Origin of the sequence: Desulfovibrio sp. SGI.102 (assembly GCF_050314315.1) — a bacterium.
Classification (GTDB): Bacteria; Desulfobacterota; Desulfovibrionia; order Desulfovibrionales; family Desulfovibrionaceae; genus Desulfovibrio.
Genome location: NZ_JBNPNC010000059.1, coordinates 1 through 13,168, shown reverse-complemented (window position 1 = coordinate 13,168; position 13,168 = coordinate 1). Strand labels below are relative to the sequence as shown.

Here is a 13,168-nt window from a genome sequence, read left to right as displayed (position 1 = left end):
CTCTAAACGCTCGATTCTTAAAGTATCGCTTTAATCTTCAAGCACGCTCTCACCTCAGTCGCTGGAGCTTCCGGCGCATTTGTCCGGCGCATGCGCGTGTCGTGCCGTGCGCATGGAAACACGCCGGCTGTGCGTACGGTACAACGACATGGACAGCAAAAGGGCTCTTTCCCCACAGGGAAGGAGCCCTTTTTTCATCAGAGCTGCTCTAAAGGTTTGTTTCAGGCAGCGCTGCCCTGCGTTCCCTGAGGGGTGCCCGGCATGCCGCGCACCGGCAGGACAGCCCGCACGATATTCTCCAGGCCATCGACCGCCGCTTCCAGCTTGCCGGAGTTGTCGATGCGTACGAGCCGCTCCAGGCCAGCGGCAGGCAATGGTGCCAGCGCGCGCTGCAAACGTTCTTCCAGGTCTTTGCCCTGCTCTCTTCCCCGGGCCAGCAGGCGTTGCCGCAGGATGGCCGGCTCCACCTCCACCAGCACGGGAAGAAGATCAGGATAGCGCCGTAGGGCTTCCGGCAGATATTCCCGAGAACCGTTGACGATCACGCAGATGCCGTGCTCCAGACTGCCGTCGATGGAGCGGCCGATGCCGTACTGGCAGCCGTGGCTGCTCCAGCGCATGGCCAGACGCCCCCGAGCCTCCATGGAAAGGATGCTCCCGGCGGAAAGGGCCATATGCTGTTCCCCTCCGGCGCAGGCAGGACGGCTGATGTAGCGCCGGACAAAGGCTACCGGCAGGCCGCGCAACCGGGGCCGCAGGGCCGACAACAGGCTGTCCTTGCCGGATCCCGACGGTCCCATGACATAGATGAGTGTGCCGCGCATCAGTACACCTGCACGCCCTGACGCCAGACATTGCGGACCACCGGCATGTCGTCCATATGGTGGACGCGGACCATGTCCGCACGGCGTCCGCTATCGATGCGGCCGCGGTCATCCAGCCCCACGCTTTCGGCCGGATTGGCGCTGACCAGATTGACGGCTGCGGGCAGGGGCATGATCTCCTTGGCGGCCAGCTCAAAGACCGCGGCCAGCAGGCTGGCGGGCACGTAGTCGGAGGACAGGGCCCCCAGATGCCCTTCTTTGGCCACGTCCAGAGCCGAGGCATTGCCGGAATGGGACCCGCCGCGCACGACATTGGGGGCCCCCATCATGACCAGCATCCCGTTTTCCGAGGCGCAGCAGGCAGCCTCCGTGGTAGTGGGGAACTCGCTGATGGAGATGCCGTTGCTCAGGGCTTCCTCCACATGTTCCACCAGCGTATCGTCATGGCTGGCCATGGGCAGATGGCGCTGACGGCAAAATTCCATGACCGAGGCGGCGTTATCATTGGCGCAGCTGTCCCGCACCTCTTCCAGCTCGTGCATCATGGCCGTGAACTCTTCATCGGTCCAGGACTTGATATTGCTGTAATAGGTCCGGTAGGCCGTGGTATCACGCCACTGGCGCTGCCCGGGCGTATGGTCCATCAGGGAGACCAGCTTCAGGCAGGGCGTGTCCGACAGGGGGAAGAACAGGTCACGCATGCGGGGATCGGCCACTTCACAGCGCAGATGCAGCAGATGGTCGGCACGCAGCATGCCCGACTGGCGGCAATGGTTCAGGGCATCCACACCGCGGCCCAGCATGGCGATGCGCCCCTTGTCGTGGTATTCGCCCACGGACAGGGCATCGAACACGGTCGTGATACCGGCCGCCACGATCTGGGCATCATGGGCGAAAAAGGCGGGTTCCGCCTGCGGCCAGACAACTTTGGGACGGGGCACCAGATGCTTTTCCAGATTGTCGGTGTGCAGTTCCACAAAATCGGGCAGCAGATAGTCACCTTCGCAGTCGATGCATTCCAGGGCGGCAGTGGGCTGGATGTCGCCTTCGTCCACATCGGCAACCAGGCCGTCACGCACCAGCACATGACCATGCATCACGGTGGTGGGCGTCACCACCCGGGCGTTACGCAACACATATTCTTTCATGGATGATCTCCGATTATGCTTCTGTGATCGTTTGTTCTTGCGGATCGGCGAGGTTACGGCCTGTCCATGGGGACGATCCTGTCCGCCACGGCATTGCGGGCCACATCATCATGGAAGATGCCTACGATGGCACTGCCCCGCTGCCTGGCCTCATGGATGAGGTCGATGACCACCTGCCGGTTGATGCCGTCCAGAGAGGCGGTGGGTTCGTCCAGTAACAGCAGAGGCATGGGCCGGATGAGCCCGCGCGCGATGTTCACACGCTGCTGTTCCCCGCCGGAAAACGTAGCCGGGGCTACATGCCAGAGGCGCTCGGGCAGGTTGAGGCGGGTCAGCATCTTTTGCGCGGCATCAAGGGCCGTCTCACGGTCTTCACCGGCGTCCAGCAGAGGTTCGGCCACCAGATCCAGGGCACTCACACGCGGGATGACGCGGAGGAACTGGCTGACATAACCGATGCATTCCCGGCGTACACGGCTGATGGCACGCGTGGAGGCCGTGGCCATATCCGTCTCGCAGTCTTCGCAGCGGACGATCACCTGCCCGGAACTGGGCAGATAGTTACCGTACAGGGTCTTGAGCAGGGTCGACTTCCCGACCCCGGAAGGCCCGTGCAGGGCCACACATTCTCCGGCACGCACGTCAAAATTGACGTCCTGCAGCGCTTGGATGCGGATACCGCCCTGCTGGTGCAGGACAAAGGTTTTGCACAGGTGACGCACCTCCACCACAGGAGCGTCGCCGGCAGGATGGTTGAACTGATGCATGTGAACGCTCCTTGTCAGCACTGCAGGATGGAAGAGACCAGCAACTGGGAATAGGGGTGCTGCGGATCGTCCAGCACCTGATCCGTCAGACCGGTCTCCGCCACTTCACCGTGGTACATGACGATCAGACGGTGCGAGAGCAGCCGGGCCACCGCCAGATCGTGGGTCACGAGCACCACGGCCAGCCCCATGTCGCGCACCAGATGGCGCAGCAGGTCCAGCAGGCGGGCCTGGACAGACACGTCCAGACCGCCGGTAGGTTCGTCCATGAAGACGAGGCGCGGCGTGGTCACCAGATTGCGGGCGATCTGCAGACGCTGCTGCATGCCGCCGGAATACTGGGACGGCGTATCGTCCACACGCTGCACGGGGATCTCCACCCGTTCCAGCCAGTCCAGAGCCGTGGCCCGCAGGTTCCCGTAATGCCGGGCCCCGTTGGCCATGAGCCGCTCGCCGATATTGGCGCCGGCGCTGACCGACATGCGCAGGCCGTCGCGGGGATGCTGGTGGACGAAGCCCAGTTCGGTACGCAGCAGACGGCGGCGCTGGGCTTCATCCAGGCTGTGGATATCCAGTACCTTGCCGTCAGCTGCCGTGTAGTGGACATACCCGGCGGAAGGTTCCAGACGGCCGGAAAGCATGTTCAGCAGCGTGCTCTTGCCGGAGCCGGATTCGCCCACGATGCCGAGGACTTCCCCGGGCCACAGATCCAGCGAAACGTCCTTGTAGCCGATGCGGCTGCCGTAACGCCGCGTCAGCTGGCGGGCGGAAAGGACGGGATCAAGATTGGTATCCAAGAGGCTCACGGCTATTTCTCCTCCCTGGGAGCGGCAGTGCCGCCCTGCCCGGCCCCGCCCTGCCCGGCCACGCACCGGGCACAATTGTCGGTATCGGAACAGACGAACATGCGCGTCCCGGCGTCATCCATGACGATCTCGTCCAGATAGGTGTCTGTGGCGCCGCAGATGGCGCAGCACTGATCCCAGCTCTGGGGCGTGAAGGGGTAATCCTCAAAGTCGAGACTGACCACATCCGTATAGGGCGGGATGGCGTAGATGCGCTTTTCCCGGCCGGCACCGAAAAGCTGCAGCGCCGGGCACTGGTGCATCTTGGGATTGTCGAAACGCGGGATGGGCGACGGGCTCATGATGCTGGCTTCTCCCGTGTGGGTGGTCGTGGTCACGGCCGCGGTACGTTCGAAGAAACGACGGATGGAAACGGCATTGGTCGTATCGTCCGAGCCCTGGTCGATGACCTTGAGCACGTCGTCCCGGCCGATGATGCTGGCCGTGACCTGGATGCCGCCCGTCCCCCAGCCGTAGGGCATGGGCATCTCACGGCTGGCAAAAGGCACCTGGTAGCCGGGGATGGCCACTGCCTTGAGCAGGGCCCGGCGCACCATGCGCTTGGTGCCTTCATCGAGATAGGCAAAGTTGTAGCCTTCCAGCCCGGAGGCCGCAGGCGTGGTCGTCAGGTTCTCAGGCATGGCTGGCCTCCGCATGTTTTTCGGATGCGGCAGCAGCCTGCTCTTCCGCGTGCTTACGTTCCCGCAGCTGGCGGATCAGGGAAAGTTCCGCCTGAAAGTCCACATAGTGCGGCAGTTTGATGTGCTGCACGAAACCGGACGCATCCACGTTATCTCCATGCATGAGCACGAATTCGGGGTTCTGAGCAGGACCGATCTGGTCTTCCTGCAATTCCCGGGCACGCAGGGCGCGGTCCACGATGGACATGGACAGGGCCTTACGCTCGTTGTTGCCGAAGACGAGCCCGTAACCGCGGGTGAAGCAGGGATCGAGGGCACGGCCGGTGTACCGGCTGACCATGTCGCATTCGGTGAGCTCCACTTCGCCCAGGGTGATGGCAAAGCCCAGCTCTTCCGGGATGACGGTCAGCTCCACGAAACCGCGGCGCAATTCCCCGGTGAAGGGGTGGACAGCGCCGTAACCGCGCTGGGTGGAATAGGCCATGCCCAGCAAAAAGCCTTCATCGGCACGGGCCATGGATTGCAGGCGCACGGCCCGGTCCCCGGAACCGTCGGCCGGCAGCTCCAGCGGCTGGCGGGTGATGTCCGGGCAATCATTGCCTTCATGCGAAGGGGCCACGGATTCCATCAGGCCTTCGCGCCCAAGAGCGTCCATGGCTCTGGGCAGCGGTTCCTGCAGCAGGGCCTGCGCATCGGCCGCCATCATCGCCAGATCTTCCGCCGTCCTTTCGGGCTCCACGTCCCGGGGAGCTGTCCCGGGCACGGCCAGACCGCGATCCAGCAGGCGGTGCGTATAGTCAAAGGTGGATCCCAGGATCTGTCCGCCGGGCAGATCCTTCCAGGTGGCGGAGATGCGCCGCTCCACCCGCATGCGGGAAGTATCCATGGGCTCGGAAACACCGAAACGGGGCAGGGTCGTGCGATAGGCGCGCAGCAGGAAGATGGCTTCCACGGCGTCGCCCTGGGCCTGCTTGAAGGCAGTGCGGCAAGTTCGGGGCTGTACAGGGAGCCCTCGGCCATGATGCGGTCCACGGCCAGCTTGAGCTGCCCTGCCAATTGTTCAAGTGTTACTTTAGGAATCTGCACATCGCCCCGCCGCTCCCGGGCAAGCAGGGCATGTGCCGCGGCAATGGCTTTTTCGCCACCTTTTACAGCTACATACATTTGGACACCTCGTCTGCGGCAGGGATCAGGCAGGTCGTACGGGGCAGACCGGTCAGGCAACCCGGCCCGCAAAGCAGCATGTCCACACCCAGCGGGAATTGCTCATGGTTGCTCTGCCACTGGGCCAGAAAATCTTCCGGCATACGGCAGGCAAAGGTGCAGCTGCCCACGATGCCGGGATCGGAAGCGGTGATGCCGGCCGTTTTCCCCTCCTCTACTCCGCCAAGGCAGATGGTCGTGGAACGATCCGGGTATTCAGCCTCTCCCTGATGGAAGCAACGCAGATCAGGCAGCGCTTCCGTACCGGGGACGAAGGCGAATGCGGCCTGGGCAGGTTCGGCCACCAGGACCGTGCCGCAGTGGAAACGGAACCAGGCTCTGACGTCTTCCGTATCCAGTCCGGGTGCCAGCCAGACCGTGGTCTCGTTATCGCACAGCGAAAGGGCCAGGGCCGCCAGTTCCGGGCTCAGCCCGGCAGGCAGTTCATCCGCAGCGGTATCCGCCGGGCAGGGCACGAAAGCATGCGTCTGGGCAGGCCGGGACAACGCGGTAAGGGCCAGACGGAACACCTGCTGTGCCTGTCCCACAGGATCTGCCCAGGACAGGCGGGAACATTGCTGATCGCTCACTGGTCTTCTCCGCGGACAAAGGTGAAAAAGTTGACTTTCGTACCTGCCGCATCGCGGGCGGCAGCCTTTCTTTTTTCGTCTATGGCCTGTTCCAGGCAGGGCCGCAGCTTTTCGTCCAGCAACGCCGCGTAGCTTTCCTGCTGCCACAGGGCATCGCACAGGGCCGCCAGTTCCGCATGGCGGGGGGATTCCCCCATGATCCAGGCATGGCCAAGCGTCTTTTCTTCCAGCTGGACGACACAACGGGTGACCAGCACTTCCCCTACGTTGAAGACATCGCCGACATTGCCGACGCGTCCCCGGGCCATCACGAGCCCCGTTTCGGGCCCGCGCACGATGCGGTAGCCAGGCAGGCTGATCCCGGACAGGGCCTCATCAAGGCTGGTCTCCGGGGCAAGCGCCAGCAGGCGCATGCGTTCCTGCCGCAAACTCATGTTCATGATACTTCCAATAGTCATTATGTTAGGCATTCCCGGTCCGCGCCAAAGCGAAGCGGGTCGTCAGGCGGAAAGGCAATGCCCGGTCCGCCTGGCAAAAAAGACACACAGAATCCATGGCCAGGGGCTTGTCGATCACCGGTTCCAGATACTGGTTCAGGGCTGCTTCCACCTGCTCCGCCCCCTCATGAGGCAGGGGACCCGTCAGGGTGATGTAGAAACGGAACAGATCCAGTACATGGTGATAGCCCCAGCGCAGGAGATTGCGCCGCTCATCAAGACTCAAAGGCTCCCGCCGTTCCACGTCCCTCTGGTCGAGAGGGGCCCGGAAACGGTCCAGTTCCGTCACGCAATCCCGCTCCAGAGCGGCCATGGCCGATTCCGACGCGCTATCCCCCTGCCGGGGGACCAGGGCCAGAAAGGAGGCCTGGCGCTCACCGGAGTGGACGGGCAGCCGCTGCAAACCCAGCGGCGCCGTCAGCCAGGAGGCATGACGCTCCGCCACCTTCCGGCAGGCATTCTTCAGGGCGGCCAGCATGCCCTCCGAGGTGGAGCGCAGCTCAAAAGGCGCCTTGAGCGTGGCATGCAGACCGTAATGGGCCGGCGTTTTTGCTAGGGATGTCCAAAGACCATGTTCCACCCCCGCAGGAGCCACGGGGCCGCCCGGCAGGCGGCTGCCGTCCCGGCAGTCCCGGCCGAACAGAGGAGCCATCAGACGGTACAGGGGCTCGTCCTTGTGGGGGGCGTAGTAGAGAGCGTAACGGGCGGCCATCTTACAGCACCATTTTGCGCAGACGCTGGGAAAGCAGGTCGAACAGGGTCACCACCAGCACGATGATGGCCATGACCGCGCACGTCTGCTGGAAGTTGAAGCTGCGGAACAGTTCCCACAGCACCATGCCTATACCGCCGGCACCGACCATGCCCACCACCGTGGCAGAGCGCACATTGGCCTCGAAGCGGTACAGCGAGTAGGATATCCAGAGGGGGAACACCTGCGGGATGACCCCGAAGATGATCTCTTCCAGAAAGCTGGCCCCGGTAGAGCGGACGCCTTCCACCGGCGAGACCTCGATGGCCTCCACCGCCTCGGAAAAGAGCTTGGCCAGCGTGCCCGTGGTGTGCACCCAAAGGGCCAGCACACCGGCAAAGGGGCCAAGGCCCACGGCGACCACGAACATCATGGCGAAGACCATCTCGTTGATGGCGCGGGCCGCATCCATGAGGCGGCGCACCGGCTGGCAGATCCACCAGGGAGCGATATTCTCGGAAGACATGATGCCCAGCGGCACCGCGCAGATGACCGCCAGCAAGGTGCCCCAGATCGCCACATGTAGGGTGACGATCATTTCTTCCACATACATGCGCCAGTCCGTAAAGTCCGGCGGGAAGAAATCGGCTATCAGGGTAAGGATGTTGCCGCCCTGCTCCACCAGCGCCATGGGCTTCATCTCGGCGCCGCGCCAGGCCCAGGCCAGCATGCCAGAACAAGGCCCCAGATGACCAGGCGGCAGGTCTCGGCGCGCAGATCGCGCGGCGGCTGCAGGGCCATTTTCATTTCAGCTTCCATAACGATGCGTTCCTTGTGCCCTGTCCCCGCTATTTGCCGAGTTCGGCCAGCTTACGCTCGATCTCGGCGATCTTGGCGGCCTTTTCCTTGGCATCCATATCCTTGTTGCCTTCCAGCACCGTCTTGGCGCGGAACAGCTCCAGCTGGCGCAGCGGGATCAGCTGGCTGTTGTCGGACTTGATGAAGGGGCCCCACTGCAGGGCGGTCAGGATCTTGCGGGCCTGCTCCACGTTCTCGCCCTTCACGCCGTAGCTGAAGATGAAATCCGTGATCTTTTTCTTGGTCACTTCGGGCAGGTCCTTGCGCCAGACCAGGGGATCGCTGGGGATCAGGGGAGATTTCCAGATCACGCGCAGTTCCTTGGCCTTTTCGGGTGCGGTGATGGCCAGACGGGCCAGACCTTCATTATTGCAGGTCGCCACGTCCACGGTATTGTTGGCTACAGAGAGCGCATTGGCCTCGTGGTTGGCCGATACGGTACGGGCGAAGATCTTCTGGGGATCCTTGCCGTTTTTGGCAAAGACATAATAGCCGGGCACTAGGAATCCGGAGGTGGAGTTGGGGTCGCCATTGCTGAAGCTCAGCTTGGAGGCCTGGGCAAACATGTCGTCGAGGTTCTGGAGCGGGCTCTTCTTGTTGACGATCAGGCAGGAGTAGTAGCCCTTGCTGCCGTCGGGAGCGGTAGTCTGGGCAAAGACCTTGCCATTGGCGCGGTCCACCATCACCATGGCTCCCTTGTTGCCGATCCAGCTCAGGTCGACTTTCTTGAAGCGCATGCCTTCGATGACACCGGCATAGTCACTGGCAAAGAAGGCTTTGACTTCCATGCCGAGGGCCTTGCTCATATCCTTGAGGAAAGGATCCCAAAGCACCTTGAGGTTCTGGCTGGCCTCGGTGGAGATGATGCCGAAATTGAGGGTCTGCTGCGCCTGGGCGGTCAGCGCGCTGCCCAGCAGCATGGCAGAGACCAGCAGGCCGGAAAGAAGACGGGAAAACATGTATTTTCTCCTTGGATAAAGTGGTGAGGCAAAGGGTTCGGGATGGGATCTAGGCAGCGCGGGACGTCTCGCGGACAGGGCTGCCGGGCAGCGTCACCGCTTCTTGGGCGGCGCTGGTCTTGGCGGCAAAAAGCTCGTCGCTTTCAGCGCCGTACAGTTCCGCCAGGAACTGGGGCGTCAGACGTTCCGTAGGACCGTCGTAAACGATCTCGCCCTTTTTCAGGGCCACGGTACGGGGGCAGAAGCGCATGGCGTAATCCACCTGGTGCAGGGTCACCACAACGGTGAGGCCATCCTTCTGGTTGAGGTCGCGCAGGGTCTGCATGACATTGCGGGCCGATTCAGGGTCCAGCGAGGCGATGGGCTCGTCAGCCAGCAGCACGCGGGCACGCTGCACCAGAGCACGGGCGATGGCGGCACGCTGCTGCTGCCCGCCGGAAAGGGTACCGGTGCGCTGCCAGGCCTTTTCCCCGATTCCCACGCGGGCCAGGGCCCGAAGGGCAAGCTCCCTGTCATCCGTGTGGAAAGCACCGGTCAGGCTGCGCCACAGACTAGTGCGGGCCAAAGCCCCCAGCATGACGTTGCGGGCCACGCTCATACGCTCCACTAGGTTGAACTGCTGGAAGATCATGTCGATACCGGCGCGGATGCGGCGGATGTCCCGGCTGATACAGCCGTTCTTCTGCACGATCTCGTTATCGACCCGCACCAGGCTCTCGCCCTTGTCTGCGGCGGTCAGACCGCAGATGTGACGCATGAGCGTGGATTTGCCGGAACCGGAAGAGCCGATGAGGGCCACCATCTCTCCCGGGGCCACATGCAGGTTGATGTGAGAAAGGCCTTTGCTGCTGCCGAACGTTTTATTGAGATTGCTGATGTGGATCATGCGAATGCTCCCGTTGAAGTTGACTGGCTCACAATGGGCAAAACGCATGGCGAAACGGTGACGCGTCCGTGATGAAAGGCCGACTTTCCGTCACCGTTTGCAAGAGGGAATGTGACGATTCGGCAGCATCCCCTGCCCCCTCCAACGACAAAAGGCATCCTTCCACGGAGGAAAGGATGCCTTTTGTTTTCAGTCAGATGAAAGCAGCTACCGGCTCACCAGCGGCTGGGATCGCGGCATTCCTGCCGTCCGAAGGTGCAGACGCCGCACATGTCGGAACTGTCTACAAAACAGCCGTCCACAGTATAAAAATCGACCACGGGCCCATGCCCGCAAATGATGCACTGGCGTTCATAATCCGGACAGGCACGGCACAGGGGCGGGATATCCGGACTGCCTGCCATCATCTTCTCCACAGAAACACGCGTAAATTCCGGCTGGGACAGGTTGCTTCCAAACATATCAGAAGAAGGTACGTCGCAAAGGACGGTTCATGTTCTGGGGGACGAACTGACAGCGGGAAAGACCAAAGCATTCGGAACGCTCGCCACAGGGAAGACGCGATGCCGTCAGGTGCATGCGCGGGCAGGTAGCCAGCATCCCCTGGTCAAGCATGTCCTGCCAGCGGGATTCCACAAGCTGTACAGGTACGCGTACCGGCTCCACGGCTCTGGAAGAACGCGCCTCCACGTTCGTCTGTGCCCGGGATTCTGCCGTCCGGGTGGTTCGGGGGATTCTGACAGACGATTTTTCCCGATTCATGCGCCGTTCCTTCTGGCACTGGGGAATGAACGAACGACCACAACGGCTGCAACTGACTGGACAAAATGAGGGAATCATGCGCCACCTCCCTGAAAGGGGCTGGGTGCCGGACAGGACTGAGTAAGGAGGGACAAAAGGCAGCATCTTGCCGCCGGTCTGCTTCCTGCCCGGATGTGCTTTCAGACTGTCCCGTCCATTCGTCAACGCTGTGAGCGCCCGGTGACAATTCCGCTCCACTTGCGGCGGTGCACAGCGGTGTACAAAAGCCTTCGGGCTTTCCTTATGCGCCTCGCTCCATCCCGTTCCTCTCCTGAAATGGCCGCAGACCAGGCTCTTCCGCAAGAGCCTGGAATCTGTATCCTCCCGTCGCGTCCTGTCCTGCACGCAGGTCCCCGGCCGGGCATAAAAAAAGAGCCAGAGAAGCTCTCCGGCTCTTTTCCATGCCTGGGCTCTGCTGCAGGGATCCTGTCAGCGCAGGGCGCGCTTCAGGGCATCCCTGTAAATGCGCAGGACCATCAGGCGGGCATACTTCTTGTTCTCCGCGGGGACCACATGCCAGGGGGCATCGTCCGTGCTGGTACGCAGGAACATCTCGTCCGCGGCGCGGGCGTACTCGGGCCACTTATCACGGTTACGCCAGTCTTCATCGGTGATCTTGTAGCGCTTCCACGGGATGGCCTCACGCTCCCGAAAGCGTCGCAGCTGTTCCTCCGGCGAGATGTGCAGCCAGAATTTGAGCAATATGTTGCCGTTGTTGGTCAGCTGATGCTCAAAATGATTGATCTCGGCATAGGCGCGGGCCCAGTCTTCCTTGGGGGTCAGCTTTTCCACCCGTTCCACAAGGACACGGCCGTACCAGGAGCGGTCATAGATGGTGATGAAACCGGCACGGGGGATGTGCCGCCAGAAACGCCACAGGTAATGGTGCGCCAGCTCTTCATCCGAAGGGGCGCTAATGGGGATGACACGCGTGATGCGGGCATCTGTCCCGGCAGTGAGGCGCCGGATGGCTCCCCCCTTGCCGGCGGCATCCCAGCCTTCAAAGATGAGTGTGGACGAGATGCCTTTTTTGTACGCCCGGAACGAAAGCTGATAGATCTCCTTCTGTAGGCGTTTCAGTTCCTTCTGGTAATGTTCGGGAGCCTGCACGCTGGAAAGGTCGATGGCATCCAGGGTGGAGACCAGGGACTCACGGGCGTCCTCTTCCACTTCGGGCACGGATTCCAGCACTTTGAGGCGGGCGGCACGGGCATCGTGGGCGGCGATGGTCCGCTCGATGCCCGCGATGATGGCTTTCACCACGGACAGGTTGCGGAAATTGGGATCCGCGGCGTCGATGATGCTCCAGGGCGCATTGTCGCGGTCTGTCAGCATGATGGCCCGGGACGCGGCACTGACCATACCATCGTAATCCGCGGCGATCTTCTTGTCGGATGGCGAAAAATGCACCAGGGCCCGGTTCTCCTGACGCTCCTTGAGCGCGCGGGCATGGTCCTTTTTGTTGAGATGGAGCCAGAGCTTGATAATGGCCATCCCGGATTCCGCCAGCCCGGATTCCAGGGCCTGCCAGCGATGCATGCTGGCGGTGAATTCGTTTTCTCCCACATCCTTGCAGCAGCGCTGCCGCATGGCCTCACCATACCAGCCGTCATAAAAGACCGCCGTCTGTCCGGCAGCAGGAAGCTGCCGCCAGAAGCGCCAGGGCCAGGGACGGGCCTTCTCTTCGTCGGTCACCAGCCAGAAAACATGGTTTTGCACATGCTTGCTGTCCATCCATTCCGACAAAAGGTTGATGATGGCGCCGCGTCCGGAACCGACCAGGCCGGCCACCGTGATCAGGACGGGGATCTTGCGCTCGATGCATTGCAACTGAGCATTGAAAAGACGCATGCGCAGCTGGGGGGCTTTTTCTTCAAATTCTTTGTTACTGCATGCTCTGCCAAGGGCTGCCGATTCAAACATAGTATCCAACCTTGCTCAAAATGTTCGCGCGGGAAGCGGATACGCAGCTCCGGAACATTCCCGGCACTCCAAGACGGTCAACGCACATTCTGCTCCCGGAGTTTTGGAACAGCATAGCTTTTTTCTTCGGCTTCGTCAGCCCGCGCTGGCCGGAATATCCTGCGAATCCTGCCCTTCTCCCTAACCGGATACCGGGATGCACGGTACTTTCCGCAGCAGGCGCCGTCTGTGCCGCCCGCTTGCAGCGCGCAGCAAACGGCATGGCCGCCCCATGTGCGGCTTTTCTTCCCATCCAGACGATGATCTGTGTTCCTGGTGTGTTACATGCATCTTTTCTATGACCTGCCAAATATCCAATTGCGTCTGAACATATTCCTGCATCGTCAAAGGGCCGCCCTTTTGCCCCTGAGCTACGAGGATGCCAAGCTGCATGACGCATCTTTCCAAAATGTCCACGAGCATCTGATTTTGCTTCACGTTGTCCCCCATCGCAATCATGAGATCACCTCTGCACGTTTCTTGAAAACAATCTGTC

At 61.9% G+C, this 13,168-nt stretch carries 15 protein-coding genes and 1 pseudogene; 1 reads left to right on the top strand and 15 read right to left on the bottom strand.

The features are described 5' to 3' along the window. Positions 1-221: 221 nt before the first annotated feature. From phnN to pap, 15 genes and pseudogenes are all read right to left on the bottom strand, one after another. Positions 222-824 (bottom strand): phosphonate metabolism protein/1,5-bisphosphokinase (PRPP-forming) PhnN, encoded by a 603-nt coding sequence (phnN, locus tag ACQRCJ_RS10780; RefSeq protein ID WP_427799786.1) that lies wholly within the window; start codon positions 822-824, stop codon positions 222-224. Continuing rightward, positions 824-1,972: an alpha-D-ribose 1-methylphosphonate 5-triphosphate diphosphatase gene (locus ACQRCJ_RS10775; RefSeq protein ID WP_427799785.1), complete on the bottom strand. Its 1,149-nt coding sequence runs from the start codon at positions 1,970-1,972 to the stop codon at positions 824-826. Before ACQRCJ_RS10775 ends, phnN begins: the two co-directional genes overlap by 1 nt. Positions 1,973-2,025: 53 nt before the next feature. Continuing rightward, positions 2,026-2,739 (bottom strand): phosphonate C-P lyase system protein PhnL, encoded by a 714-nt coding sequence (phnL, locus tag ACQRCJ_RS10770; RefSeq protein WP_337429817.1) that lies wholly within the window; start codon positions 2,737-2,739, stop codon positions 2,026-2,028. Between the two features lie 14 nt (positions 2,740-2,753). Further along, positions 2,754-3,545, bottom strand: coding sequence for a phosphonate C-P lyase system protein PhnK (gene phnK, locus ACQRCJ_RS10765; RefSeq protein WP_427799784.1), 792 nt, complete (start codon positions 3,543-3,545; stop codon positions 2,754-2,756). Between the two features lie 2 nt (positions 3,546-3,547). Further along, positions 3,548-4,225, bottom strand: a complete 678-nt coding sequence (locus ACQRCJ_RS10760) for an alpha-D-ribose 1-methylphosphonate 5-phosphate C-P-lyase PhnJ (RefSeq protein ID WP_427799783.1) — start codon at positions 4,223-4,225, stop codon at positions 3,548-3,550. Then, positions 4,218-5,389, bottom strand: a pseudogene (locus ACQRCJ_RS10755) (carbon-phosphorus lyase complex subunit PhnI). Before ACQRCJ_RS10755 ends, ACQRCJ_RS10760 begins: the two are co-directional and overlap by 8 nt. Then, positions 5,380-6,018: a phosphonate C-P lyase system protein PhnH gene (gene phnH / locus ACQRCJ_RS10750; RefSeq protein ID WP_427799782.1), complete on the bottom strand. Its 639-nt coding sequence runs from the start codon at positions 6,016-6,018 to the stop codon at positions 5,380-5,382. Before phnH ends, ACQRCJ_RS10755 begins: the two are co-directional and overlap by 10 nt. Continuing rightward, positions 6,015-6,458, bottom strand: coding sequence for a phosphonate C-P lyase system protein PhnG (gene phnG, locus ACQRCJ_RS10745; RefSeq protein ID WP_204674068.1), 444 nt, complete (start codon positions 6,456-6,458; stop codon positions 6,015-6,017). Before phnG ends, phnH begins: the two co-directional genes overlap by 4 nt. A gap of 22 nt (positions 6,459-6,480) precedes the next feature. Then, positions 6,481-7,227 carry a DUF1045 domain-containing protein gene (locus ACQRCJ_RS10740; protein ID WP_303956070.1) on the bottom strand — a complete coding sequence of 249 codons (747 nt, stop codon included), beginning with the start codon at positions 7,225-7,227 and terminating at the stop codon, positions 6,481-6,483. A gap of 1 nt (position 7,228) precedes the next feature. Beyond that, entirely contained in the window at positions 7,229-7,936 is a 708-nt protein-coding gene (gene phnE / locus ACQRCJ_RS10735) for a phosphonate ABC transporter, permease protein PhnE (RefSeq protein ID WP_303956071.1), read from the bottom strand. A gap of 118 nt (positions 7,937-8,054) precedes the next feature. Next, positions 8,055-9,023, bottom strand: coding sequence for a phosphonate ABC transporter substrate-binding protein (gene phnD, locus ACQRCJ_RS10730; protein WP_427799781.1), 969 nt, complete (start codon positions 9,021-9,023; stop codon positions 8,055-8,057). A 49-nt stretch (positions 9,024-9,072) separates the two neighbouring features. Next, positions 9,073-9,909, bottom strand: coding sequence for a phosphonate ABC transporter ATP-binding protein (gene phnC / locus ACQRCJ_RS10725; RefSeq protein ID WP_321032236.1), 837 nt, complete (start codon positions 9,907-9,909; stop codon positions 9,073-9,075). Between the two features lie 215 nt (positions 9,910-10,124). Then, entirely contained in the window at positions 10,125-10,313 is a 189-nt protein-coding gene (locus tag ACQRCJ_RS10720) for a hypothetical protein (RefSeq protein WP_297138617.1), read from the bottom strand. A gap of 58 nt (positions 10,314-10,371) precedes the next feature. Beyond that, on the bottom strand, positions 10,372-10,671 hold the full coding sequence (locus ACQRCJ_RS10715) for a hypothetical protein (protein WP_427799780.1): 300 nt from the start codon (positions 10,669-10,671) through the stop codon (positions 10,372-10,374). Positions 10,672-11,139: 468 nt separating this feature from the next. Then, complete coding sequence (gene pap / locus ACQRCJ_RS10710; RefSeq protein WP_427799779.1) at positions 11,140-12,633, bottom strand: polyphosphate:AMP phosphotransferase; 1,494 nt, start codon at positions 12,631-12,633, stop codon at positions 11,140-11,142. 324 nt (positions 12,634-12,957) lie between these two features. Between pap and ACQRCJ_RS10705 the strand changes: the two genes are divergently transcribed. Next, on the top strand, positions 12,958-13,168 hold a 211-nt coding region (locus ACQRCJ_RS10705; RefSeq protein WP_427799778.1), incomplete at its 3' end, for a hypothetical protein.